At 35.0% G+C, this 26,681-nt stretch carries 14 protein-coding genes; 8 read left to right on the forward strand and 6 right to left on the reverse strand.

Annotation, left to right across the window (positions count from 1 at the left end):
- Window positions 1–107: 107 nt before the first annotated feature.
- From dnaE to AAHI99_RS05795, 4 genes are all read right to left on the reverse strand, one after another.
- Window positions 108–3,632, reverse strand: a complete 3,525-nt coding sequence (dnaE, locus tag AAHI99_RS05780; RefSeq protein WP_342227336.1) for a DNA polymerase III subunit alpha — start codon at window positions 3,630–3,632, stop codon at window positions 108–110.
- Window positions 3,633–3,984: 352 nt separating this feature from the next.
- Complete coding sequence (locus AAHI99_RS05785) at window positions 3,985–6,429, reverse strand: ATP-binding protein (RefSeq protein ID WP_342227337.1); 2,445 nt, start codon at window positions 6,427–6,429, stop codon at window positions 3,985–3,987.
- Between the two features lie 31 nt (window positions 6,430–6,460).
- A complete protein-coding gene (locus AAHI99_RS05790; RefSeq protein WP_342227338.1) occupies window positions 6,461–12,814 on the reverse strand; it encodes an HAD-IIIC family phosphatase in 6,354 nt (2,117 codons plus the stop codon).
- Window positions 12,815–13,073: 259 nt separating this feature from the next.
- Window positions 13,074–17,930 carry an NAD-glutamate dehydrogenase gene (locus AAHI99_RS05795; protein ID WP_342227339.1) on the reverse strand — a complete coding sequence of 1,619 codons (4,857 nt, stop codon included), beginning with the start codon at window positions 17,928–17,930 and terminating at the stop codon, window positions 13,074–13,076.
- 163 nt (window positions 17,931–18,093) lie between these two features.
- Between AAHI99_RS05795 and ubiG the strand changes: the two genes are divergently transcribed.
- The 3 genes from ubiG (at window position 18,094) to AAHI99_RS05810 (ending at window position 20,081) form a co-directional block, all read left to right on the forward strand.
- Window positions 18,094–18,801 (forward strand): bifunctional 2-polyprenyl-6-hydroxyphenol methylase/3-demethylubiquinol 3-O-methyltransferase UbiG, encoded by a 708-nt coding sequence (ubiG, locus tag AAHI99_RS05800; RefSeq protein WP_342227340.1) that lies wholly within the window; start codon window positions 18,094–18,096, stop codon window positions 18,799–18,801.
- A 117-nt stretch (window positions 18,802–18,918) separates the two neighbouring features.
- A complete protein-coding gene (locus tag AAHI99_RS05805) occupies window positions 18,919–19,617 on the forward strand; it encodes an HAD-IA family hydrolase (protein WP_342227341.1) in 699 nt (232 codons plus the stop codon).
- Between the two features lie 77 nt (window positions 19,618–19,694).
- Window positions 19,695–20,081 (forward strand): acyl-CoA thioesterase, encoded by a 387-nt coding sequence (locus AAHI99_RS05810; protein ID WP_342227342.1) that lies wholly within the window; start codon window positions 19,695–19,697, stop codon window positions 20,079–20,081.
- 10 nt (window positions 20,082–20,091) lie between these two features.
- Here AAHI99_RS05810 and minE read toward each other — a convergent pair whose 3' ends face one another.
- Together minE and minD are read right to left on the reverse strand one after the other, a co-directional pair.
- Complete coding sequence (gene minE / locus AAHI99_RS05815; RefSeq protein WP_342227343.1) at window positions 20,092–20,370, reverse strand: cell division topological specificity factor MinE; 279 nt, start codon at window positions 20,368–20,370, stop codon at window positions 20,092–20,094.
- A complete protein-coding gene (gene minD, locus AAHI99_RS05820; protein ID WP_342227344.1) occupies window positions 20,367–21,191 on the reverse strand; it encodes a septum site-determining protein MinD in 825 nt (274 codons plus the stop codon). Before minD ends, minE begins: the two co-directional genes overlap by 4 nt.
- A gap of 239 nt (window positions 21,192–21,430) precedes the next feature.
- Here minD and recO point away from each other — a divergent pair, with 239 nt between their 5' ends.
- The 5 genes from recO (at window position 21,431) to groL (ending at window position 26,580) form a co-directional block, all read left to right on the forward strand.
- Window positions 21,431–22,183 carry a DNA repair protein RecO gene (recO, locus tag AAHI99_RS05825; RefSeq protein ID WP_342227345.1) on the forward strand — a complete coding sequence of 251 codons (753 nt, stop codon included), beginning with the start codon at window positions 21,431–21,433 and terminating at the stop codon, window positions 22,181–22,183.
- 211 nt (window positions 22,184–22,394) lie between these two features.
- Entirely contained in the window at window positions 22,395–22,877 is a 483-nt protein-coding gene (locus AAHI99_RS05830; protein WP_342227346.1) for a glycine zipper 2TM domain-containing protein, read from the forward strand.
- A 67-nt stretch (window positions 22,878–22,944) separates the two neighbouring features.
- Window positions 22,945–24,204, forward strand: coding sequence for an AmpG family muropeptide MFS transporter (locus AAHI99_RS05835; RefSeq protein WP_342227347.1), 1,260 nt, complete (start codon window positions 22,945–22,947; stop codon window positions 24,202–24,204).
- A 348-nt stretch (window positions 24,205–24,552) separates the two neighbouring features.
- The gene (gene groES / locus AAHI99_RS05840) at window positions 24,553–24,873 is read left to right on the forward strand and encodes a co-chaperone GroES (RefSeq protein WP_342227348.1); all 321 of its coding nucleotides are present in this window, start codon (window positions 24,553–24,555) and stop codon (window positions 24,871–24,873) included.
- A gap of 87 nt (window positions 24,874–24,960) precedes the next feature.
- Entirely contained in the window at window positions 24,961–26,580 is a 1,620-nt protein-coding gene (gene groL / locus AAHI99_RS05845) for a chaperonin GroEL (RefSeq protein WP_342228365.1), read from the forward strand.
- Window positions 26,581–26,681: the final 101 nt, after the last annotated feature.

Raw genomic sequence — 26,681 nt, forward strand, 5'->3', positions numbered from 1 at the left:
GTGTGTTTCTGCCAGTTTTACTGATCTAGCTTAGCTTCATAATATTTAAGAGTATTCGTTTCCTATGAATTTGAAGAATGTATCTCTGCATGTTCGAACGATATAAATTAATACTGAATACTGATAGATTCTGCGCCAAAGCTTTCACGCAGAGCCTTCAATAAATCGTCTTCAGGCTTCACTCTCCAATTATCACCTAAATTTAAATACACTTGTGTTTTTAATTCAGGGTGATTGTAGGCAATACGCGTAAGGCAAAGACCTGGACAAAAATTGCTCATTATTTTTTGCAAGTCATCAAGTAGCGCAGGGTTAATGACAGACTTAGAAAGTTTAATCAATAAGTTTTTCGCATAACTTTCACGTGCTTCGCTGATATCTAAAATTTTTTTCGCTAATACTCGCGTATTCCCCGTAAATTCGTCTCGTTGGATCTCTCCTTCAATGATTAATAATTTATCTTTATTCAGCTTTTCACGGTATTTGGTATAGGTATCACTAAATAAAGTTACTTCTAAACGTCCGCTTGCATCCTCCAAATTAAGTACAGCCATACGATCCCCGCGTTTGGTCCATAATGAACGAATAGTCAGTACCCAACCAGCGATAGTAATAGATTGACCCGATTTGTTAGTTAATTCATTTAAGGACGTCGAAATAAAGTGAGATAATTCGCTCGCATAATTTTCTAAAGGATGACCACTTAAATAAAAACCTAAGGCTTCTTTTTCAGCCTGTAAACGTTGCAATTTTGGCCAATCTTCCTGATTCACCATTTGACTTGAATGAGAGACCATATCTAGGCCAAAAAAATCTTTTTGACCTGAAACTTTTGTCAATGATCTTTGATCCGCCGCTTGTAAAGCAGCTTCCATATTACCTAAAAGACTGGCACGATTTATACCAAAACTATCTAAGCTACCCGAAAAAATTAAAGCTTCTAAACTTCTACGATTCAGTTTTTGCAAATCCACACGATGGCATAAATCAAATAAATCACTAAATTTTTGTTGTTGACGCTGTTCTATGAGCATTTCTATTGCCCCAGCCCCCAAACCTTTAATAGCACCTAAGCCGTACCGTATCGAACCAGTCGTATCTTCAACTGTAAATTTATAGTCGCTATGATTGATATCGGGTGGCAATATATTCAATTTCATTGAATGACATTCTGCAAGAAAGGTCACTACTTTTTCGGTATGATCCATATCAGATGATAATACTGCGGCCATAAATTCTGCGGGGTAGTGTGTTTTTAACCATGCAGTTTGATAAGAAACTAAAGCATAGGCCGCTGAATGCGATTTATTGAATCCATAGTCTGCAAATTTTTCCATTAAATCAAAGATTTGATTTGCTAAACGAGACTCAATGTTTTTCTGTTCTGCACCTTTTATAAAAACTGTTCTTTGCTGTGCCATCTCCTCTGCTTTCTTTTTCCCCATAGCACGACGCAATAAGTCAGCAGCCCCTAAAGTATAACCTGCTAGTACTTGCGCAATTTGCATTACTTGTTCTTGATATAAAATAATTCCATAGGTAGGACTTAATATTGGCTCTAAAAAAGGATGATCATACTGCACTTGTGCACGTCCATGTTTACGATTAATAAAATCATCGACCATGCCTGACTGTAATGGCCCAGGGCGAAATAAAGCAACTAAAGCAATGATTTCATCAAAACTATCGGGCCGTAATCGCTTAACGAGATCCCGCATCCCTCGAGACTCTAATTGAAATACAGCAGTAGTATTACAGGTTTTTAATAAAGCGAAAGTGCTCACATCATCTATAGAAATGGCAGTGATATCTAATAAGGATTCTTCTGGTGGTTTTTTTGCATTAATTGCTTGAACCGCCCAATCAATTATGGTCAAGGTTCGAAGGCCTAGAAAATCAAATTTAACTAAGCCAACTTTTTCTATATCATCTTTGTCAAATTGAGTAATGCAGTGTATTCCGCCTGGCTCACAATAAAGTGGTGTAAAATCTGTCAGTCTGGAAGGTGCAATAACTACTCCACCTGCATGTTTACCAACATTACGAATTAATCCTTCCAATTTTTTTGCTAAATCAATTAATACTTTTACTTCATCTTCATTTGCATAACGATATTTTAGTTCATCTTCTTGATCCAGCGCTTTTTCCAGTGTAATACCTAACTCAAAAGGAATTAGCTTGGCAATTTTATCCACCATACCATATGGGTATCCTAGAACACGTCCTACATCTCTTACTACTGCACGAGCGGCCATACTTCCATACGTTATAATTTGCGAAACCGCATCACGCCCATAACGTTCTGTTACATAATCAATAACCCTATCACGTCCTTCCATGCAGAAATCAATATCGAAATCCGGCATAGAAATACGTTCTGGATTTAAAAACCGTTCAAAAAGCAAGTCATATTGCAAAGGATCCAAACCAGTAATTTGCAAGGCATAAGCTACTAAAGATCCCGCTCCAGAACCTCTACCAGGGCCCACTGGAATTTGATTTTTCTTTGCCCAACGAATAAAGTCAGCAACAATAAGAAAGTAACTTGCAAAACCCATCGAATTGATCACTTTGAGCTCTGAATGCAGTCGTTCAAAATAATTTTTTTCAAATTCCTTGACGTTGATGCACGGCTTCTGCACCTCTTCCTTTTCAACCATCCCAACTAACTTGGATTCTGTATTCTTAACCTGAGATAAACCTAAAACTTTAGAGCGCTTTTCTAAACAATGTACTAAGCCTTGTTTTGCTTCTTGTATTAAGAAATTTTCTGCACTCATTCCTGCTGGAATAGGAAAATTAGGCAAAAAAGATGCTTCTAATTCAATTTCTAAGTTACAACGCTTAGCAATTTCCACCGAATTAGTCAATGCAGATGGAATATCAGCAAATAAAACAAGCATTTCTTCTATAGAACGAAGATATTGTTGCTCGGTATGAATTTTAGGACGTTTAGGATCATTTAAGGTATATCCGCCATTAATGCACACTCTAGCTTCATGTGCTTCAAAATCTTCAGGTGAAATAAAGCAAACTTCATTGGTTGCTACGACTGGAGCACTATATTTTTTTGCTAATTCAAGAGCTGACCCGATATATTCTTCCTCTAAAGGGCGGCCTAATCGTTGTAACTGCAAATAAAAACGATTTGGGAATAGAGTTAGCCAAGAGTCCAAAATTTCAGCTGCTAAGGGTTTATTATTCTTCATGAAACAAGATGCAATTTCTCCTTCTCTTCCTCCTGATAATACAATTAAGCCCTCAGAATACTTTTCAAACCAACTCTTTTGGAGAATTGGTTTGCCTTTTTGTTGATTCTCTAAATAGGAACGCGAAATTAATTGAATTAAGTTTTGGTAACCTAGTTGATTTTGGCAAAGTAAAATTAATTGAAATGCAGGATCAGATAATCGATCATTTTTTACCCAACATTCTGCTCCAATTATAGGTTTGATCCCTTTTTTTATTGCTGCCTGATAGAACTTAATTGTTGCAAATAAATTGGATAGATCCGTTACGGCAATAGCTGGCATAGAAAGCTCATCCGCTCTTGAGACAAGCTTATCAATATGAATCAGACCATCGCTCAAAGAGTATTCTGTATGTAGGTGCAGATGGATAAAAGATGGCATATACTCTTCGCACTTGAATTTTTGTCTGTGTTGCCGTTCAATTCGCAATCCTCATGTATGCGTATACACTCTGGTTGCTCATTTTTGCGGCGCCTTGGCAAAAATCCAATTACTGTGAGTACATACTCTTCGCACTTGAATTTTTGTCTGTGTTGACCCTCAATTCGCAATTCTCTTGGTTCGCTCGACTTGCAGCACCTTACCAAAAAAAACATGCTGTGAGTATACCCCCGATCAACGCGCCACGGAAACCTTGAATTTTGCCAGAATCAATTTAAATTGATAGCTTCAACAAACTTCTTGTGTTTTGCAAGAAAAAAATACTAATTTTCCTTTTTCAAATGCTTGAATCCTAAGGTTCTAGTGCTTTATAGGTTTCTTTTAAGCTAGAGATTAAGTAAGTATAAAGTATATCTAATTGCTGGGATTGGCCAGTTAAATAACAACGTAAAAAGTTTTTACATACGTAATTTAATCTAATCGCTCCAGCATAACAGGCTCCACCCTTTATTTTATGTACTATGTTTTCAATAGTTTCCCAATCTTTTAACTGATAGTTCTTTTCAAGCTCTTGTATATGACCAGGGATAGATTCTTTAAACATTTCTATAATTTCATTGAACAAATCTATATTTCCACTCAAATTTTTAAGACTAATACTTTTATTATAAATAGGATATGAATTTATAATATCGAGCAAATTAGCTTTCTCTATTGTTAAATTATTTTCCTCGATGTATTCATGTTTAATAGATTTAGATTGTTTTAACAAAGGGTTAAATTCAATCACATTAATTTTTTTATCTTGAAAATACTTATCTAGTTTTTCTATTTTTTCTTTCGTCAAAGGTTTTAACCATACTTCATTGATGCCAGCTGCTAAGCATTCTTCTTTAAATTTATTTTCTCCATGAGCTGTTAAAATAATAATTGGAGTCACCGGTTTTTGGTTAATACGTTCCCAATAACGGTATAAAACCGCAATTTCACTCCCACTAAGACCAGGCAAACCCAAATCAGTAATAATTAAATCAAATCTATGATTTTTAGCAAATGGTAGTGCTTCTTGCATCGTTGATACCACTGTCAGATTATACCCAGCTTGAGTGAGTAACTCTTGAGAAAATTTAATCGTTAACAGATCATCTTCAATCAATAAAATGTTTTTTTTAATTGGCTTTTTTGGGAATTGGGTTTGTTGCAACAGCTTTTTTGCTTCAGGTGACTCATTAGGTTCTAAAAAGACAAAAGGTTCAGAATTTTTATTTTTAAATTTTAAAAGTTTATTTTTTTTTGCAAAATTCATAAACAATGTAAAAGAAAAACTAGTACCTACGCCAATCTCGCTTTTTACTTGTATCTCGCCACCTAATAAATTAACAAATTTTTTCACTATGTAAAGGCCAACACCATAACCTTGCGTTTGATTATTTTTTTCAAAACTAGGTGTTATTCGAAAAAAAGGATCAAATACTGATTTCAATTTATCCGCAGGAATCCCTATCCCTGTATCGCTAATCGTAAACTCAATATACACACCATCTGATTGATGTGGTAATAATACTAATTCTTTAATAGTTACAACGACTGTTCCTTGTTCAGTAAATTTAATCGCATTAGTTGCTAAATTTAGTAAAATACGTTCTAGCTTATTTTGATCACTTAATATATTCTCGGTGGAAGAAACGTCTAAATTAATCTGTAATATAATTCCTTTAACCTTTACTGAAGGTAATAACAAATTTTGCAGAGAATCTGTTAAATCGGATAAAGCAAAACTATTCAGTTTAAGCTTTACTTCGTTAGCTTTTTCTAAAGAAGCCACATCAAGGACGTTGTTAAGCAAGCTTAATAATTGATTACTGGCATTATACATTAAACGTAAATCATTTTTATTTTCCAATTCTTTTAAACGTTGCTCGAGTAATTGAGATAAACCGATGATGCCTGTTAAAGGTGTCCGAATATCATGACTCATATTCGCAAGAAACTCAGTTTTAGCTTGATTCGCCGCATCGGCTAATATTTTCGATTTTTTTAATTTTCTTTGCGTATTTTTAAGTTCTGTAATATCAATAGATACTCCTAAGACACCAATTATTTTTTCAGATCTTCCTCTTAAAGGCGATTTTTGAGTCAAAAAAATATGCATAGTATCGTCAGATAACTTAGCTCTTTCTTCAAAACTAACCATTTGATTATTTTGCATCACAAAGCGATCATTTTCCTGTATTCTTTCAGCTTGATCTTTCCAGGAAAAATCAAAATCCGTTTTGCCGATAACTGCTTTAGAATCAGAAAATCCTGTTAATTCGGTATGTAATATACTCCCACCCAAAATAACACTATTAGTATCCTTCCAATAAATACTAGCAGGGACATTTTCAACAATATTACTTAAATATATATTTAATTTTTCATTTTCTTCCCATAAATATTCATTGAAGTCCTTAAGTGATGGATTAATTTCACTAAAGATAGTTATCCCTTCTTTTTTGGACATGATTGAAATACATTGAATTAATACAGGCTCTTCCTGATCATTAAATATCTTATGGTAAATAGCAGAAAAACTCTTATCTTTATTTTTAATGCTTCTATTAAAGAGCTCATTGACTATCCTTAAATAATCACTCACAAAAAAATTTGATATCGGCTTATCAATTAATTCAGCTAAAGAACTAATATTTAATGAAGAAAAAAAGTGTTGATTACCTCCTTTAAACGAATTTTTTTTACTATCTAACCAGTAAACCGAAAAAGGTAAGGCATCTAAGATAAGCCGAAAATTCATCATACTAGTTCCTGAAAAAATATCCTTAATCACATTATTTTACTTTAGGTTTAAGAAGACAGGAAAATTCAGGATCATTATTAATTTCATTCAAAGGACTAAACAACATCGACTTCCCACCTTTATTTATTTTTTTATCGAACTTATTAGGGCATTTTTTTAAATTTCTTTCATTCACTATCTCTGTAAGATATTCTGCAATTAAATCTGATTTTAACAAATCAAAGTGAGTTGCTTTAATTTCCTGAATAGTAAATAATTTTTCATCTACAAATTTTAATAAAAAATTAGATTTATCTTGCATGTTCATTCTTGCAAATTCATTATTTAAATTTGTTGCTTTAAATAAGCAAACAGGAATAGAAATAAGTTTTTTTGGTTTAAATTCGAATCCTATCGTTTGATGGTGTTCACATAGTTCCTCCAATAAAGTAATCATTTCACGTGAATCCTCATTAACATTTGCCTGCTTTCTTTGTTCTGCACAATAAATTAAAACATCATGTTTTAATTTAATTTTAATTTCTTCATTAGCACAAGAAACTACCCACGTATCGAATAAAAATACTTCTAATAAATGATCATTTTCTGATATAGACTCATATTGCGCAGCCATTTCTAAGGCTAACATACCTCCGAACGAATAACCCGCCAAAATAAAAGGTCCTTGTATTTGGTTGTTTATTATTGAAAGATAGTTTTTCGCCATCTGCTTCATAGTTAATAGTTTTAACTGGTTGCTATCCAATAATGGATCTTCGATACCATAACAAATGTTATCAAATTTTACCTGTTCTATTAGTTTATCAAAACAACTAAGCCCCCCCCCGGCAGGATGTATGAATATAATGGATGGTAAATTACTATCACCGTCTTTCAATAGTCTAAGCGAACTCTTTTTAGTCTCATTATGTAGCTTCTTAATTAAGACATCCGCCAAGGCTTCAACAGTTGGGTTTTGATATAAATCATTAGCATGTAAGATTTTCTCATTCAAATAAGTATCAAATTCAACATTTTCAACATTAACATTCTTTTCAAAATTTTTCTCAAATTCTGGTTTAAATGTAATATTAATTGCATTAATTATTTCCATCGTGGCAATCGAATCACAACCAAAATTAATAAGATTAGTTTTTGTATTATTTGGGAAAGCATATAATCTATTTTTTACTATTTTTAATATAGCTTTCTCACTTTGTGTTTTAGGAAGAATTTCTTCTATCAAGTTTTCATATAATTCTGATTCAAATTTTTGAAACTGTGTTTTATCTAATTTTCCATTCGCATTGACTTTAAAATCATCTAATTGAATATAAAATGAAGGGAGCATATATGCCGGTAAACTTTCACTTAGAAGAGAATGAAACATTTTGTTTGCTAATTCAATATTTTTTTTATTCATCGAATTCGAAGTATAGAAAGCCACTAACTTATTAACGTTTCCTATTTTGGTAACTAATACTTCAACTTGTTGAATATCTTGATGTCGGGATAAGCAATTCCTAACTTCTTCAAGCGCAACAAGATTTCCGTTAATCTTAACTTGCTGATTATCTGTCCGTCCGATAAACATAAGTTGTGGACCTTCTAATAAGGTATGGTATCTGACTAAATCCCCCGTTTGATAATATCTGTTTCCTGGTCCGCCAGTAAATCGCTTTTCAGTTAATTTCTGTAAATTTAAGTATCCTTTCGCGACACCATTTCCCGCTACAAATAACTCGCCAATACCACCCAAAGGAGTTTTACTTCCAAAAGGCGTTCTTATTTCCACCTGTGTTTCATTAATAGGCAAACCAATAGGCACAGTTTCATAGTTACTTATTGTTTTCTTATCCACAATATAGGTCGATGTAACAATACCATTTTCAGTGGGCCCATACACGATTACAATAATGGGAGGGTTTTTTAAATTTAAAACTTTTATTGTAGTTTCTTTATGAACAACATCTCCGCCCACCATTAAAAATTTCAAGTTTTCAAATATCTCCGGACGATTATTAGCCAAAAAATCAAACAACCCAGCGGTTAACCATATATGGGTATTTTTTTCAGCTTTTAATTTATCCTGAAATAAATCTATATTTAAAATTGTTTCTTTATTAAAAAGTACTAAGCTAGCACCATGATTCCATGCTAGCCAACATTCCAATTGGGCAGCATCAAAAGTCTGATTTGCAGTTTGAGCAATTTTATCTCCCGGTACTACTTTTAGAAAATTTGGCTTTTCTACCACACGAAAAATTCCTTTTTCCTGCAAAACCACACCTTTTGGAGCGCCCGTGGATCCCGACGTATAAAGAATACAGAATGTATCTGAATTTTTAACAAAAGTAGGAAGTTTTTTTTCTAGATTAACAAAATTTTTAATAGCGTCAATTGATATTAATTGACGGGTTTGAGCGGTTGTATCAAACAGACCCTTGGTATCGTTATCTATAATAACAAATTCAATATTGGCATCACTTACAATTAATTTTAGCCGTTCATTTGGATTTTCTTTAGAAAGTGGAATAAAAACTGCATTAATTTTTAATACTGCTAATTCTGCGATAAAAAATAAATAATTTGCGTCTAAAAAGATTCCAACATGATTCCCTTGCTTTACACCTGCTTCAATCAAAGCATGAGCAAGATTTATTGCCTGTTGATCTACTTCTTTATAAGTAAGTCGTTTATTCCCACAGCTCAGAGCAATATTTTCAGGGTATTTAAGCACAATTTGTTGGAATTTATTGACTAGACTTATTTCTCCAGAAAAATCAAGTTTCGGACCTTGTCCTAAGCGAATTAATTCATGTTGTACTGCATCACAAACAACGGAGATATCACCCAACCTTTGATTAGGATTTTTACTAACATTCGTAAGGGTATATATATAATTTTTTCCAAGGACTTCCATAAGATCATCACTATACTTAGCTGGGTCATATTCAATAAAAAAATTGATTTGTTTTTCGATTTCTTTTGCAAAAATCGCTAAGTCGAATAGAGGGCTAACTCTTTTAACTTTCTCTCTCGCATCAAAAAGAATAGGATTCACGGGAAACACGAACTCTGTTTTTTCTCCATCAACTTTTAATTCGGGGTTTTTATAACTTTGATAAATAAATGCAATACTTGAGAAAATTCCTTGCACACCCATTTGGCCTAAAATTTCCAGTATTTTAGACGCAGGGAAATTTTGAAACTCCTGACTAACTAAGAATTGTTCATTAACCTGTTTTAGATATTCGCCAAATGGTTGATTTGCTTCTAGTTCAAATGGCTGTACTAATAGATTGACAAAAAATCCAATCATTTTGTCGAAAGAGGGATGTCCGTCTCTCCCATTCGTAGCCGATATCAGCGTAATTTTATTTTGAAAAGTATAAGAAGCTACTACAAGAGCAAATACAGCATACAATACAGTAAAACAAGTAACATGATTTAATTGAGCCAAATTTTTCAATGCTAATACATCTTCAGAAGATAAGGAAAACTCATATCTTTTAATGGCTTGTTCAGTAGATGGTTTGGATTCAGCTTGCGATATATCATTAGGAAATTTCGTAACTCCATCCACTTTACCTAGTATTTCTCTCCAAACCTTATCCGCCTCAGTTTGAAACACCTTGTCTTCTGATTTTTTTTGTTGATAGCGAATATAGTCAATATACTGAGGAGGATTATTCTTTAAACTGTAAGAACTCGAAAGTTTTAAGTGTGTATAAATGTCAGACAAAGTATCGAAGCAATTATTAAATGAAATTGCATCAAAAATAGCATGATGAATATGAAAGAAAATGTAACCATTGTTTTCAAGCTCATCTTTGAAAACAATGAATCGGATCAAAGATGAGTTACTCATTTTCCAAGGCTTATCTAATTCACGCTGAATAGCTTCTTCCAATGATTCTTTTGTATTTAGATTTCTAATTTTAAAACTTAACTCCCTAGCTCCAGGTGATTTAATTAACTGCATTAATTTATTGTTCTGCATAAAAAAGCTAGCACCAAATATATCATAAAGATTTACAAGCTCTTGGCAAGCCAATTTAAAACGTTGAATATCTAGCTTTTCTAAACTTATTTTATAACACGCTGTCATGTGAAAATTTGCGCTATTCTCAGCTGATTCTTGTTGCTCAGCGAGCCAAATTCTTTGCTGCTGAAAAGAAACTGGAAAGATTTGATTATAAAAATTTTCATCTAGAAAGACAGTTTCTTTAGATTGTGCTCGTGTATAATCATTTTTTTTAGATCTTTTTTGTTCTTTAATATAATCAATTAAAGTCAAGCTTGTCGTTTTTTCGCATATCAACATAGGAATAGTAATAATTATTTTTTCACTTTCATATAAGCAGAAACGTAATTCGGTCGCTTTTAGTGAATCTAAACCACGTGCAATTAATGATTTATCTTGTCCTTCGCCACCTAATAAACGATTACATAATATATTTACTCTAATTTCTAATTCAGCTATTGAGTCGATTATATTCTTATCAAGAAAGAACTTATTTAATAAATATTTCAGTGAACTTGTCATTTCTTTTAATTCTATTAAATATTTCTCATCTATCTCGTTAGTGACAGCGGGCAATTTATTTAAGTGCTGTTTAGCAGTTTGTTGTGAAATATTTAAAGATGTTCGAATTAAAGAATCCAGATTTAGGTCTATTAGTTTGCGAACAGGTAAAATTAAAACGGTTTCTTCGTTTAACGCAAGTGAATTAAAATCCATACAAAGATTTAATTTTTTAAAAAAAAATTTAAGACTATCATGGATTACAGGATAATTTTTTGATTTATTCAATAAGAACCAAGAAATAGGGTCTTTATTGGTTTCTTCGCTCAATGTATTTAGAAAACCGCAAACAGGAATATTTTTTTCAGATTTTTTAAACTTAAATTCGACTGTTTCTACACCCAATTTTTCAGCATCTTGGACTATTTTCTTCACCATCTCATATTCCATTCCTCTATTAAAAACTCTGCAACTAACAAACAAACTATGGATAATTAAATGTTTTTTTTTCCTACTAGTTACTGGAATACCTATTACTACTATACTAGTTATTGCTACAGCTGTAATATCTTCAGAAGATAAATTATCCTTAATTGTTCCAATATAAACTCCTCCTCCGTCTTTTACTATCTTAATTATTTTACTAACCTGAATTTTTTCTGGTTCAGGAAACAGGTTAAATCGGTTAGTTTTCCCAGATAATTGACTAACTCTTTGAATTGTCTTTATGTCTTCTTTAGAATCTATTTTACTAATAGTAATAGACTGACCTAACTCAGGTGATCGTAAATATTCGACGGGATCATTAAATTTTGTTGCCAGAGCGGCTTTAATCTCAGCTTGTTCATAAAATTCAGTTCGGATTTTATCCGTTTCAGTAACTATTAAATATTCATCAATATCGAATGCCCAATGATTTCTAAATTCTTCTGAATTTTGCGGCATAGTAATACAAAAAACACCTGGAATTTGACTTACATCTTGAATTTCTATGGGATTATCATCAATAAAACGGAAACTATCTGGAAAAACATTTAATTCTAGTGCAAGTTTTTTAATATTCTCAGACTTTAATTCCCAATTTATTTTATTATAATTACTGAGATGCTTTAATTTTAAAGGCATCTCATTTTCATGATGTTCAAAAGCATCTAATACTGTTTGCTCTTCATTTTTGCTACATAAACAAATAATTTTCCCTTTTTTATGTTGTTCGACTAAATATTTCTGCAACAAGATATTATGCTCTTTCAATACTATACCTTCGATACCATCATCAGCTACAACCCCTGTCCATAAAGTATTATCGCAGTCAACTGTCAAAACTTTACAATTTTTCTGTATGATTGCATGCAGTTTTCTTGCCAATTCACACGCAATTTTAATATACATTTTTGGGTTAAAAGGAATATGCGTATCATCTTCTATAGGATTTTCCCCATCTTGAACATCAGCTAAGGTTGAGCAATGAATCCCATTTTTATCTAATTGTTCTATAAATAATTTTTCTATTTTTTTTGATTTTTCATCAATAAATTTCTTAGGACTAGGACATAAAAAAACTAAAAACGGTAATGAACTTTTTTGCTTTAATACAGTAATTTGTTTTACAATTAAATTTAGATGTTTTATTAATTTATCTTCGTCAATAATGGAATTTTCTTCTAAAAAATCGAATAACCTAAAGAGAATCGCATATGACTTTGATTCTTTTAAATTTAAATTTAAAAGTTCTCCGATTAAATTTTTATTAACATATTTTATATGTATTGATTCGGTAGTAAATTTTTCAAATAAAGATTTCAAGAGCGGGGTATGGGGATAATCAAGGGCAGGCGTTTGAAGGTATTCCGAGTTAAATGTAGAAAGAATTAACATTTTTTTTATTCCATTTTTTGTTGTAAGAATTTACACAAGGTAAATTATATTACCATTTTAAACATATTAAAAGTATTTAAAAAATAATTTTTTGAATCAACTGCTCTTATAAATAAATATTTTAATTTAAGATTAAATTTAAAATAGATTTATAAATTTAAATTATTAGAATAATAGTTACTAGTATAAGAAAAATAATTAATAAATTTTTATTAAAAATTATTTAGGTAAGGAGATTTAAGTAACAAACTAGATTTATCTAGCTTGTTACTTTAGAAAGGTTAGTGGCATTAACCATACTGACTAGCTCTCGGATCACCACTGAAAACATCATTAACTTCAATTCGCCTGTGCTACGTAAATCTGCCAAAAATTGCTCCCAACGTTGAATAAAATCCTGATTATCTGTCTCCCATTGTTCCAAGCAGATTTCATTACTACCTTGTTTGTCTATAACACATTGTAAAATAATAACAGTCAAATGACGTTGTTGAGTATCTAGATCATCCAATAAGATCACTCTAGCCAAATTGTCCCATAAAGTTTCAATCGTTATCTTCATAATTTGCGATCGCAACCAAGTAAATCCAAATCTTTCACCCACCATGAAATATAGTTCGGCTACATCTTGCAAAGCTAAATCATTTTTCTGCGCTGCATCTATAATATCCAATAAAGCGTATTCATGATCTACATTCGCAATTCGTTTCGCTATATCTTCTGATATACCAACTTCGATAAGCCCTTGAATATTTTTTTCCCAGTGGTCTCGTTCCTCACCGATAAGTAAATTAGGTAAGTTTTTATTCAGTGTAACTATTGATTGCTTAAATCGATCCACCATTCCTAAAATATCGGTTAATTGATCTTTATAATTATAGATAAACCATCGAGTTGCACGTCTTATCAAGCGATTAAATTGGCGCATAATAGCGTAACGAATAACTGGCGCTACCTCATCGCTTAGGTTTTCTGCAATTCCGAGTAGCTCAGAAAAACCAAATACATGGTGCGCAATTGCGTAAGCGCGTGCAATAGAAGCAATATCTGCGCCAATTTCGGTTTTTAAACGGAAGACAAATGTAATGCCCATATCATTCACCATGGCATTACTAATCTTGGTTGCAATAATTTCACGACGCAGACTATGCTGCTGCATAAATTTGGAGAATCGACCGCGCAAAGGTTTTGGAAAAGCAGACTCCAAAACGCGTTTTAAATAGTCTTCTTCTAAAGAATGCTTCTCCAGTAACTCAGCTTTTACCCACATTTTGGTATACGCAAGTAATACAGCAATCTCTGGACTAGTTAATCCTTTACCCAACGCTTTCCTTTCTAATAAGGCCTTTTCATCCGGGAGGAATTCTAATGCTCGGTCTAATTTACCGTGACGCTCTAATTCTTGAATGTAACGGCGATGAAATTCTAATTCCTGCTGAGCATGCATAGCCGCTAAACTAATAGTACGTGTTTGACAATAATTATCATAAAGAACAAGTTTAGCAATTTCATCGGTCATTTCTGCTAATAATGCATTGCGTTGATCAAAAGTCATCTCACCCGAAGCGACCACTGCATTCAATAAAATCTTACAATTAACTTCATGATCCGAACAATCAACACCCGCAGAATTATCAATGAAATCGGTATAAATTAATCCGCCATTTAGAGCATACTCAACACGACCCAATTGAGTTAAACCAAGATTTCCTCCCTCGGCTACAATCCGACAACGTAATTCTTTAGCATCAATACGTAAATTATCGTTTGCTCTATCACCGACATCTGCATTTCTTTCATTCGATGCTTTAACGTAAGTACCAATACCGCCATTCCATAATAAGTCTACACTGGCTTTTAATACCGCTCGAATTAATCCATCAGGTGCAATGGAATCTTGACTAATATCTAATAACTTTTTAATCTCGCTAGATAATAGGATAGATTTTTTAGATCGTAAAAAAATACCACCGCCTTTTGAAATCAAATTGGCATTATAATCCTGCCAACTAGAGCGTGGTAGATTAAATAAACGTTTTCTTTCTTGAAAGCTTTTTTCTGGATCTGGATTAGGATCAATGAATATATGCATATGATTAAATGCAGCAACAAGCTTAATATGATGAGACAGAAGCATCCCATTACCAAAGACATCGCCTGACATGTCACCAATACCAACAACGGTAAAATCATTTTTATCCGGATTGAACCCTAATGCTCTACTATGTCTTCTAACAGATTCCCAAGCTCCACGAGCGGTAATTCCCATTTTTTTATGGTCATAACCAACACTGCCGCCTGAAGCAAACGCATCCCCTAGCCAAAAGTTATATTCAGCCGCGATGGCATTCGCAATATCTGAAAAACTTGCTGTACCTTTATCAGCGGCAACAACTAAATAAGGATCTTCTTCATCGTACCGCACGACATCTTTGGGGTGTATAACCACATTATTTTGCAAATTATCGGTCAAATCCAATAAGCCGCGCATAAAAGTTTGATAGCAGATGATCACTTCATTCATCACTGCTTCACGATCAGCGTTTTCAGGTAATTGCTTGCAAACGAAACCACCTTTAGCGCCGGCAGGAACTATCACCGCATTTTTCACCTGCTGAGCTTTCATTAAACCTAATACTTCTGTGCGAAAATCTTCTCTACGATCGGACCAACGGATACCACCACGAGCAACCTTCGCAGCTCTTAAATGAACCGCCTCAACACGTGGTGAATACACAAAAATTTCATACATTGGTCTAGGCAATGGTAAATCTGTAATTTGACTAGGGTTCAACTTAAGTGCCAACCACGGCTTTGGTTTGTTCTGCTGACAGGTTTGATAATAATTAGTTCGCAAGGTGGCCTGAATGACTTCAAATAAATTTCGCAAAATGCGATCTTCGTCTAGACTCACGACTGCATCCAAGGCAGTATGTAAACTTTTTTCCAGACTAGCCGTCACACTACCGGATTCATCTTGAAGACTAGGATCAAAATAATATTTAAATAATTTAACTAAAATTTTAGCGATTTCTGCATTTCGCGATACCACTGTTTCTACGTATGCTTGACTAAATGGCACTCCGATTTGACGAAGATATTTAGTATAAGCTCTTAATATAGAAACTTCACGCCAAGTTAATTGCCCAGCTAATATTAAACGATTAAACCCATCATTTTCGACTTCTCCAGACCATATCTTACTAAAAGCTTCTTGAAAAATTTCTTTAACTTGAGAAACATCTATGTCATCAATATGCACGGGTTTCACGCCAAAATCATTAATCCATATGCGATGACCATCGGGTAAGGTAATTTCTTGTGGCCATTCATCCATGACGCGTAAGCCCATATTTTCAAGAACTGGCAAGGCATCCGACAAAATGATGGGTTTGCCTGCCTGAAATAATTTAAACCTTAATGGGACACCCTTTTCATTCGCAGATGGATAAAAATTCATTTCTAAAGGATGTTCTAGGGAAATTCTTTCTAATTGTGCTATATCATGTACAGCTATGTTTGCAGAAAACGTATCTCGATATCCACTAGGAAAAGCATACATATATTTTTGTAGCAGGCGCGCACCATCTTGTTCGCCATAATATTCAATTAAAGCCTGACGCAATTCTTCTTTCCAAGAACGGGCTACTTCAACCAGTTGTGCTTCAATTTTTTTAACATCATAGGTTAAATCTTTTTTAGGATCCGTCCTAATTAAAAAATGGATGCGCGCAAGATTAGAATCTCCAAACAAGGTTGAAAAACCAATTTCAATACCGGAAAATTCCCGTACCAAGATCTTTTCCATCTGGCGTTGCAGATCGGTGTTTAATTGTTCTTTGGGTAAATAAACTAAACAAGAAATAAAGCGCCGATAATTATCTTGCCTTACGAATAGACGGACTGTTCTTTGCTCTTGAATATGTAAAATACCTAAAGCAAGTTGCGTTAGTTCCTTCACTGAAGCTTGAAATAAATCATCACGAGGTAAACTTGAAAGAATATCTAATAATGCTTTTCCAGCATGGCCTTTTAAAGGTAGATTTGAATTTTGTAAAATTAATTGTATCTTGCGTCGTATCAATGGAATACTGCGTGGATCACTATGATAAACTGTTGAAGTATAAAGACCAATAAAGCGTCTTTCTCCAATTAATTCTCCCTGTTCATTAAAACGTTTGACACCAATGTAATCAGCATAAACGGATCGATGCACTCTGGATTTACTATTGGTCTTAGAAATAACAAGTACTTGGGGAGAGAAAGCCAAACGACGTGCTTCCGGAGGTAATTCTGTTAAAGGTTTTTCTTCCTTACTTCTGGTTTCATCTCTTAAAACACCTAAACCCGATTTTTTGACCATGCGCAATGTCTTATGATCTTTGCTTAAATCGTAATCACGACAACCTAAAAAAGTGAAATGATCATTCAGCAGCCAAACCAAAAAATCTTTAGATTCTGCAACATCTTCTGGATCGTAAGGCGGAGAATTTTGTTCCAGTTCGCTTAAACAATTTTGCATTCTCGATCGCATTTCGGGCCAGTCGTTTACAACTAAACTAACCTGCTCTAATAGCTTTTCCAGCTTTTTAGCCAACTTACTAAGAATTTCAGCACTCGAATTTTTATCAATTTCCAAATAAATCAAGGCTTCAGTTTGTTTATCGGGAATAGCATCATAAGGTAAAACCTCTGTTACTTTCCCTTGTTGATCACGGCGTAATTTTATATTACCAAAATGAATATTGAAAAAAATATTAAACCCTTGCCGATTGATCTCCATACGGGTGGAATCTACTAAGAAAGGTTTATCTTCAGCAACGATTTGCACAATGCTATATTTGCTTTCCCAACCATCTTTTTCAAAGCTAGGATTATAAACACGAATCTTTGCTTGACCAGGTAACCGTTGATAAATAAGATTCCAATGAGAAGCAAGTGCTGCGCCAAGATTTTCTGCAGAACGACTTCTTAAAGTTTCTAAATCGGTATGGGCATAATACTGGTGGGCAAAAGCAGTAAATAACTTAGTTTGATTTTTTGGGACTTTTTGCAATGCAAATTTTAAAATTTTATCTATGATCGATTTATAAACGCGGTTAGTAAGGTTGTTCATATTGAACTAAAAAATTGAATGATAAAAATTCCCCATACCCGTTGGTAAAATCCTTAAATCCAATACTCCTGTTTATAACCAATAGACACTTTATAAGGGGTCAAGTAAACTAGGACATTGTAATACGCTCCCAACAAAAAACCAATGAAAACCATTTAATTTTATGTCAGCTTCTAATAATAGCGATTCAGCAGAAATCAGCAAGTTTACGCAGATGGCTGAGCAATGGTGGGATACTGAGGGTCTATGCAAACCCTTACACATCATCAACCCTCTGCGCTTAGATTTTATAACAGCACAACAAGCGCTGCCAGGTCAAAAAGTAATCGATATTGGTTGTGGCGGGGGAATATTAACCGAAACATTGGCTAAAAAAGCTGCTCAAGTTACCGGCATTGATAAAAGTAACTCTCTCATAGAAGTTGCAAAAAAGCATGCGGAAGAAAATCAATTTTCAATCAAATATTATCTTACTGATGCAGAATCATACGCTAAAAATCATAGTCAGTCCTTTGATGTGGTGTGTTGCATGGAGTTATTGGAACATGTCCCTGACCCCAGCTCGCTTATACAAGCTTGTAGTGACTTAGCTAAGCCAGGCGCTAGCATTTTTTTTTCTACTATCAACCGTAATCCTCGTGCTTACTTATTAGCCATACTCGGCGCGGAATATTTTTTAAAACTTTTACCTCGCGGAACACACGATTATAAAAAGTTTATTCGCCCTTCAGAATTGGCTAGCGCAGCTCGAAAAGCTAATTTGATACTGCAAAAGTTTCAAGGCATTCACTATAATCCCCTTACCCAACATTATGCCTTAGGAAAAGATATCCGAGTCAATTATCTTGCTGCTTTTAAAAAGCGTGCCTAGTTATGCCATTTGCAATTTCAAGACATGCAAAAATATACTCACAGCAATTTGATTTTTGGCAAAGCGCCGCTAGAATGAAGCAACCTTCGTTCCTATGTTATACATGAGGATTGCGAGTTGAGCGGCAACACAGATAAAAATTCAAGTGCAAAAAGTGTAAATGGAATACTTTTTGACCTCGACGGAACCCTATTAGATACTGCCACGGATTTAGCTGCCGCGCTCAATCACGTTTTAACCTTACAACAAAAAAAACCTTTACCTATTGATAATATTCGACCTGCTATATCTACCGGCGTAGCTGGGTTATTGAAACTTGGACTCCAGATCGAAGTAAACGATCCTATTTTCCCTCAATTACGCAAACAATTTCTTGATTATTACACACAACATATTTGTGTATTTACTCATTTATTCCCAGGCGTAGAAATTTTAATTAATTACTTACAAGAAAAAAAATGGCCTTGGGGTATTGTCACTAATAAATCGACTATTTTAACTGAGCCGTTAATAAAAAAATTTCCATTACTCAATAAAGCTAAATGTATTATCGCCGGCGATACACTTAAATATAGCAAGCCTCATCCCTTACCTTTATTATATGCTTGTGCGTGCATAAACTGCCTTCCTGAAAATTGTATTTATGTTGGTGATGCTAAATGCGATATCGATGCGGCTAATGCTGCGGGCATGTATAGTCTTATCGCAACTTATGGATATTTCAATAACAAAGATGATATAACTACTTGGAATGCCAGTTCCACTATTGCTACTCCTCTTGATATTATTAACTATTTAAAACAATCAAAACTCTAATTATAAAACTCATCACGATTTAAAAAACAAAAAAATTTTTTGCTATACTTAAATTCCTCATTCTACCGAGCATAAAGATGACTAATTTGTTAGAACCTACTTTACGGGTAAAAACCAGGCCTAACGATGCCAATAAAGCCGGCGATATTTTTGGTGGCTGGTTGATGTCACAAATCGACATTGCTGGAGCTATTGCTGCCGCGCAACGTGCTAAGGGCCCTGTCGTTACTGTTGCGGTCAAAGAATTAAAGTTCTTACAACCTTTGTTTATTTATGATATTGCAAGCTTTTATACCAAGATTATCGCAGTAGGAAAAACTTCAGTAACGATAGAGGTAGAAGTCTATGCAGAACGTTATCAAGAAGGAGTGAATGAATCTACTCAAATTAAAGTTTCGGAAGCCAGTCTAGTTTATGTAGCAGTATCAAAACCTGGAGAAAAACGTTTAATCCCCAACGAATAATAAACCAACGTTAAACGCCACTACCTATAGTTATTTCTGCATTAGGTAGCGTTATATTTAATTCTAATATCGAGCAATTCCCGGTTCGTTCCAGCTCAACTTTGACTTGATCTTGATCGATATCGACATATTTAGCAATGACTTCAATCAATTCCTGTTGCAATCTCGGTAAAAAGTCGGAATTATTCTCGGTTCTGCGTTCATGAGATACAATAATTTGTAAACGCTCTTTAGCAAGCGTCGCAGTATTTTTAGGTTTATTTCTAAAAATATAATCTAACAAGCTCATGTTGCTACCTCCTCACGACCAAAGAGACGACGTAACAAACCTTTCTTTTCTAGTTTAATAAATTTAAAAGGTATTTCTTCGCCTAATAAGCGAGAAACAGCATCCGCATAAGCCTGATGCGCATCGCTTTCTCCGTTTAACGTAACGGGCACGCCTGCATTGGATGCGCGTAATACGGCTTGTGATTCTGGAATAACGCTCAATAAGGGAATGGATAATATATCCAACACATCATCCACGCTAAGCATATCGCCTTTTTCTACTCGTGTTAAAGAATAGCGTGTCAGGAGTAAATGTTGCTTCACTGGTTCAAGACCTAATTCAGCACGTCTCGATTTACTATCTAAGATTCCTAACATTCTATCGGAATCTCTAACAGAAGAAACTTCTGGGTTGCTGACAACAATCGCTATATCAGCAAAATACATGGCTAAAGTTGCACCGCGTTCTATACCGGCAGGTGAATCGCAAAGAATATAATCAAAATCTTTTTTGAGTTCGTCTAAAATTTTTTCCACACCTTCCTTGGTCAAAGCATCCTTATCGCGAGTTTGTGAAGCAGGTAGAATATAAAGATTCTCAAGTCTTTTATCTTTAATTAAGGCTTGTTTAATATTCGCTTCGCCGCGAATCACATTCACAAAATCAAAAACAACTCGTCTTTCGCAACCCATAATCAGATCGAGATTACGCAAACCAATATCAAAATCAATAACGACTGTTTTAAACCCACGAAAAGCAAGACCTGCTGCCATCGCAGCACTACTTGTCGTTTTTCCGACACCACCCTTTCCAGATGTAATAACAATAATTTCAGCCAAGGGTTGCTCCTATTATCAATTTAAAGAATGTTGTAGCGATCATTTTCAGCTAAGATTATTTTTTAGATTCGTTATGGCATTGCTTAGTAAGTGCTCACCCTATATATTGGTGAACGCACCGTTAAAACACCTATATAGGCTAATATTACTGGATTTCCTTAAAAAGTGGAAGTTTTCTTTTCCTACGCAAAAGATTAAAGTTTATTTTTTGCATAAGAAAAATACAAGGCAAGTTAATATTGCATATTATTCTCATTTTTATCTTTTTTAGTTCTATGCTAAGCACCGAACAACTACAAGCTGCATATATTTTGCACACCCGTCCTTATCGAGACACTAGTTTACTAATAGACGCATTTACAGCTTCGCAAGGTAGAATAAATCTTATTGCGAAAGGCGCGCGGGGAGTACGTGGAAAAAAATCACGTTTCAAAGGATCATTACAAGCTTTTGTACCATTACTACTTTCTTGGCGCGGCAAAACTGATCTCATGAATTTACTCAATGCAGAACCCCATCCTATTTCTCTTCCTCATTTAACAGGTAAACTTTTAGTTTGTGGCCTTTATCTCAATGAACTATTAATCCGTTTACTTTATCGTTACGATCCTTATCCGCATTTGTTCCAAGCTTATCAAACGGCGCTGTGCAGCTTACCTGACAATCCAGCTATTGCTTTACGTTTGTTTGAAAAAAAACTACTCGCTGAATTAGGTTATGCTTTATATCTGGATAAGGATAGTCAAACCAACCAAGCTCTTTTACCTTATCAATTTTACCAATTTATCCCAAGTCAAGGTTTGGTTGTTTGCTTAAATAAATCACTACCTAAGCAGTCAGTTTTTTCTGGCGCATCACTTTTGGCGATGCACCATGAAGCATGGGATACGCCTATACATTTATTAGATGCAAAGCGTTTATTTCGTCTTGCTCTAAATTATCTACTCGAAGGCAAAATTATCCGTAGTCGTGAATTATTAGTGCTGTCATAGTACCGCTGATGGTAATTCGCAAAGATATACTTATAGCAATTGACAGAAATATGCTAGGTTTAAAGAGTTAAATACATAGACGTATACGTTGACATCTAATAATATTATTAATATTATCTTTTAATAAGCTTAAGTACCCTTAATTCAACACTTACTTCAACTTACTACTTATATATCTTAGAATAATACACTGAAATTTACGGGGTTCATTATGAAGTTTCACGTCCAATGCTTACTCTCTATCCTAGGCCTATCGCTTTTAGCAGGTTGTGCATCTTCTTTATCACCAGAGGTTTATACTACAAGTGGGGCTGGACATGTTCAGCGTGTTGCTAAGGGTGTGGTAACCAGTAGCCGAGTTGTGAAAGTAACCGGAAATGGCGAGCTTGGTGTTGGAGGTATAGCCGGAGGTGCTTTAGGCGCTATTGCTGGCTCCGAAATAGGCGGAGGGAGAGGTAGTTTAGCAAGCGGGATTGGTGGCGCTCTATTAGGTGGTTTTGCAGGTAATCAAATTCAAAAAGGTCTTTCAACACAAACCGGCGTTGAGTATGTAGTTAAACTCAGAAATAACTCGTTAATTTCTGTCGTACAAGCACCGACCCCAACTTTTAATCGCGGCCAGCATGTATTAGTACAATATGGTGCTGGTGGTCGTCCGCGCATCATTGCAGATCCTGATTACTATGCACGTTAATCGTTTAATTCTTCAACTGCTTAGATAATTGAAAATTAAATTTACTCCATTCTTTTCAGGAAAAAAAATGTCTACGACTAAACTCAGTAAACGCAATCTATTTTCAACTTTACTATTAGGATTCTCATCCGGTTTACCGCTCGCATTAACTTCTAGCACACTACAAGCTTGGTTTACAGTAACAGGTGCCAGTTTGCTGGCTATTGGCAGTTTAGGATTAATTGGTCAGCCTTATATCTATAAATTTCTTTGGGCACCTTTACTTGATCGTTGGATCCCTCCTCTATTAGGACGGCGACGAGGTTGGATTATCCTTATCCAATTTGCTTTAATAATAGCCATTTCTATGATGTCTTTTGCTAATCCTCAAACCAGTGCTTCATTATTAATATCCATTGCTTTTCTAGTTGCTTTTCTTTCAGCTTCACAGGACATTTCTATCGATGCGTATCGAACAGATATTCTTAAGCCTAACGAACGAGGATTAGGAACCACGCTGTATAGTTGGGGATATAGGGCTGCTATGCTAGTTTCTGGTGCAGCAGCACTTGCTTTAGCTGAATATATTGGATGGCGTAGTACGTATTTGTTGATGGCAGGTTTAATAGTTATTGGTCTTTTTGGGGCCTGGTTTGGTGAAGAACCTAATGATGATGAAGAAAAACACCCTCCAACCACTTTACGCGCTGCAGTCATTGAACCTTTTAGAGATTTCTTAAGTCGAAAGTCCGCTTGGTTAATTTTATTATTTATTTTACTCTATAAGTTTGGTGATGCACTGAGTCTTTCATTAACCACACCATTTCTAATTCGTGGCTTAGGCTTTTCTTTAAGCACCGTAGCTTTTGTTAATAAAGGTATCGGTTTCGTCGCTACTATGCTAGGACTTCTTGCAGGTGGTATTTTAATGGCACGTATTAGTTTATTTCGCGCTTTGTTATATTTTGGTATTTTACAAGCTGTGGCCATTTTAACTTTTATGCATTTGGCTATTGTGGGACATAATTACCATTGGCTAATTTTTGCAGTTTCTATCGATAGTTTTTGTAATGCCATGGGGAGTGTGGCCTTCGTCGCCTTATTCATGAGCTTATGCAATCATCGCTATACAGCCACCCAATTTGCTCTATTTACAGCATTCTCTAGTGTTGGGCGTGTTTTTGTAGGTCCACTAGCAGGTCTAATTGCTACTTATTATAGTTGGCCCATATTTTTTGTATTATCGCTTGCAGCTTCTCTACCTGGCCTAGGCTTATTATGGTATTTACGTGACAGCTTTAATAATAATCACTCTGATACTATTACTATCCAGGAAAAAACTGCTTGAAATGCTCAATTATCAAGGACGATAATCGTTTATACTTCCACTTTAACCTCCAAGGTAAATTTACTGCTCTAATAGTAATTCTAGCAAACACCCTACTGACTCCATATCGCTAGTCTGGCAGTTATTTTGTTTGCCATTAGGTAAAGCCTAAAAATAAGTTAAAACCTAGTAAATTTTAACGTATTCGACTTGAATTTTCATAGTATGCTCCCCATATAGAGTGGTGTTGGTGTGATAAAGTTAACTTATTGTACTCTTTATCAAACATCATTATGATTAGCCCCTGTGCTGAGGGGTTAATTTGATTAATATCCTCATTTTGACAGTAATTCTTAAGGAGAAATCTGCATGAGTGTTGCATTAGAAAAACCTTTAGTTGAAAATTTAGTTCCTATGAACGATCGCATTCTTGTCAAACGCGATGAAGAAGAAGAAAGATCCGTAGGTGGTATTGTTATTCCGGATACCGCAAAAGAGAAACCTGTTAGGGGTACAGTAGTCGCTGTAGGGCATGGTAAACGCTTGAAATCAGGTCAAATTCAAACGTTAAGCATTAAAGTAGGCGATAAAATATATTTCGGAAAATATAGTGGAACTGAAATCAAACTTGATGGTCAAGAATATCTCATCATGCGTGAAGAAGATGTTCTGGCGTTAATCAAAAATTAATCACAATTTTAACCCTTATTTTTATTCAGAGGAATTAATACAATGGCTGCAAAAGTTTTACAATTTGGTGTAGATGCACGTGCTTCTATCCTACGAGGTGTTGATATACTAGCAGAGGCCGTCAAGGTAACTTTAGGACCTAAAGGTCGGAATGTTATTTTAGACAAAAGTTTCGGCTCTCCTACCATTACAAAAGATGGTGTTTCTGTTGCGAAAGAAATCGAACTCAAAGATAAATTTGAGAATATGGGCGCACAAATGGTCAAAGAGGTGGCTTCTCAAACTTCAGACGAAGCAGGCGATGGTACTACCACTGCTACCGTGTTAGCTCAGGCTATTTTACGTGAAGGAATGAAAGCCGTTGCTGCTGGCATGAACCCAATGGATCTCAAGCGAGGTATTGATACTGCAGTAGCAGCTGCAATAGAAGCACTACAAGCTATTTCTAAACCTTGTGATGAAGATCATTGGATTACACAAGTGGGCACTGTTTCGGCGAATGATGATAACGCTATTGGTGAAATTATCGCTAAAGCAATGAGCAAGGTGGGTAAAAAAGGAGTAATTACCGTAGAAGATGGTTCCGGCTTGAAAAATGAACTCGATACAGTAGAAGGTATGCAATTTGACCGTGGTTATCTCTCACCTTATTTCATCAACAACCAACAAAGCATGGCTTGCGAATTGGATAATCCTTATATTCTATTAGTGGATAAGAAAATCTCTAATATTCGCGAAATGTTACCTGTACTTGAAGGTGTGGCTAAAGCAGGTCGTTCTTTATTCATTATCGCAGAAGATGTAGAAGGCGAAGCATTAGCAACCTTAGTCGTAAATACCATTCGTGGTATCGTCAAAGTTTGTGCAGTGAAAGCACCTGGTTTTGGTGACCGCCGTAAAGAAATGCTGAAAGATATTGCTATTTTAACCAAAGCTAATGTTATTGCCGAAGAAATTGGCTTAACCCTTGAAAAGGCTTCTCTAGAAGACTTAGGTTCAGCTAAACGTGTGGTTGTCACTAAAGACAACACAACCATCATCGGTGGCGAAGGTGAAAAAGACAAGATTCAATCTCGAATAGGTGAGATTGATGCTCAAATTAAAATCAGTACTTCTGACTATGATAAAGAAAAACTACAGGAACGCTCCGCTAAACTATCTGGTGGTGTTGCTGTCATTAAAGTTGGTGCTGCTACTGAAATGGAAATGAAAGAAAAGAAAGCACGTGTAGAGGATGCATTGCATGCAACTCGTGCTGCAGTTGAAGCAGGTATTGTTCCCGGAGGCGGTGTCGCTCTAATCCGAGCTTTAAGCGCTTTAAAAAATCTTAAAGGCATGAACCCTGATCAAGCACATGGTATTCATATTGTTGCCGATGCAATGTGCTCACCTTTACGTCAAATTGTTACTAATGCTGGCGGACGCCCTGATGTTGTTATTGATAAAGTACTGCTTAGCGTAGAAATTAACTACGGCTACAATGCAGCAACAGGTGAATACGGTGACATGATAAAAATGGGTATTTTAGATCCTACTAAAGTAACCCAAACTGCATTACAAAATGCAGCTTCCATTGCTGGCCTCATGATTACTACAGAATGCATGATTGCAGAAGTCCCTAAGAAGGATGAAGGCGCTGGTGCTCCTGGTGATATGGGTGGCATGGGCGGAATGGGTGGTATGGGCGGAATGGGTGGCATGATGTAACCCCTCAGTTTTATATCATAAAAAACCCCGCTATTGCGGGGTTTTTCTTTTTCAATGAATTAAAGCTACACTAAAGAGTAAAATGATATCCTAGATGAGGA

The organism is Rickettsiella endosymbiont of Rhagonycha lignosa, from assembly GCF_964031165.1.
In the GTDB taxonomy this organism is placed as follows: Bacteria; Pseudomonadota; Gammaproteobacteria; order Diplorickettsiales; family Diplorickettsiaceae; genus Aquirickettsiella.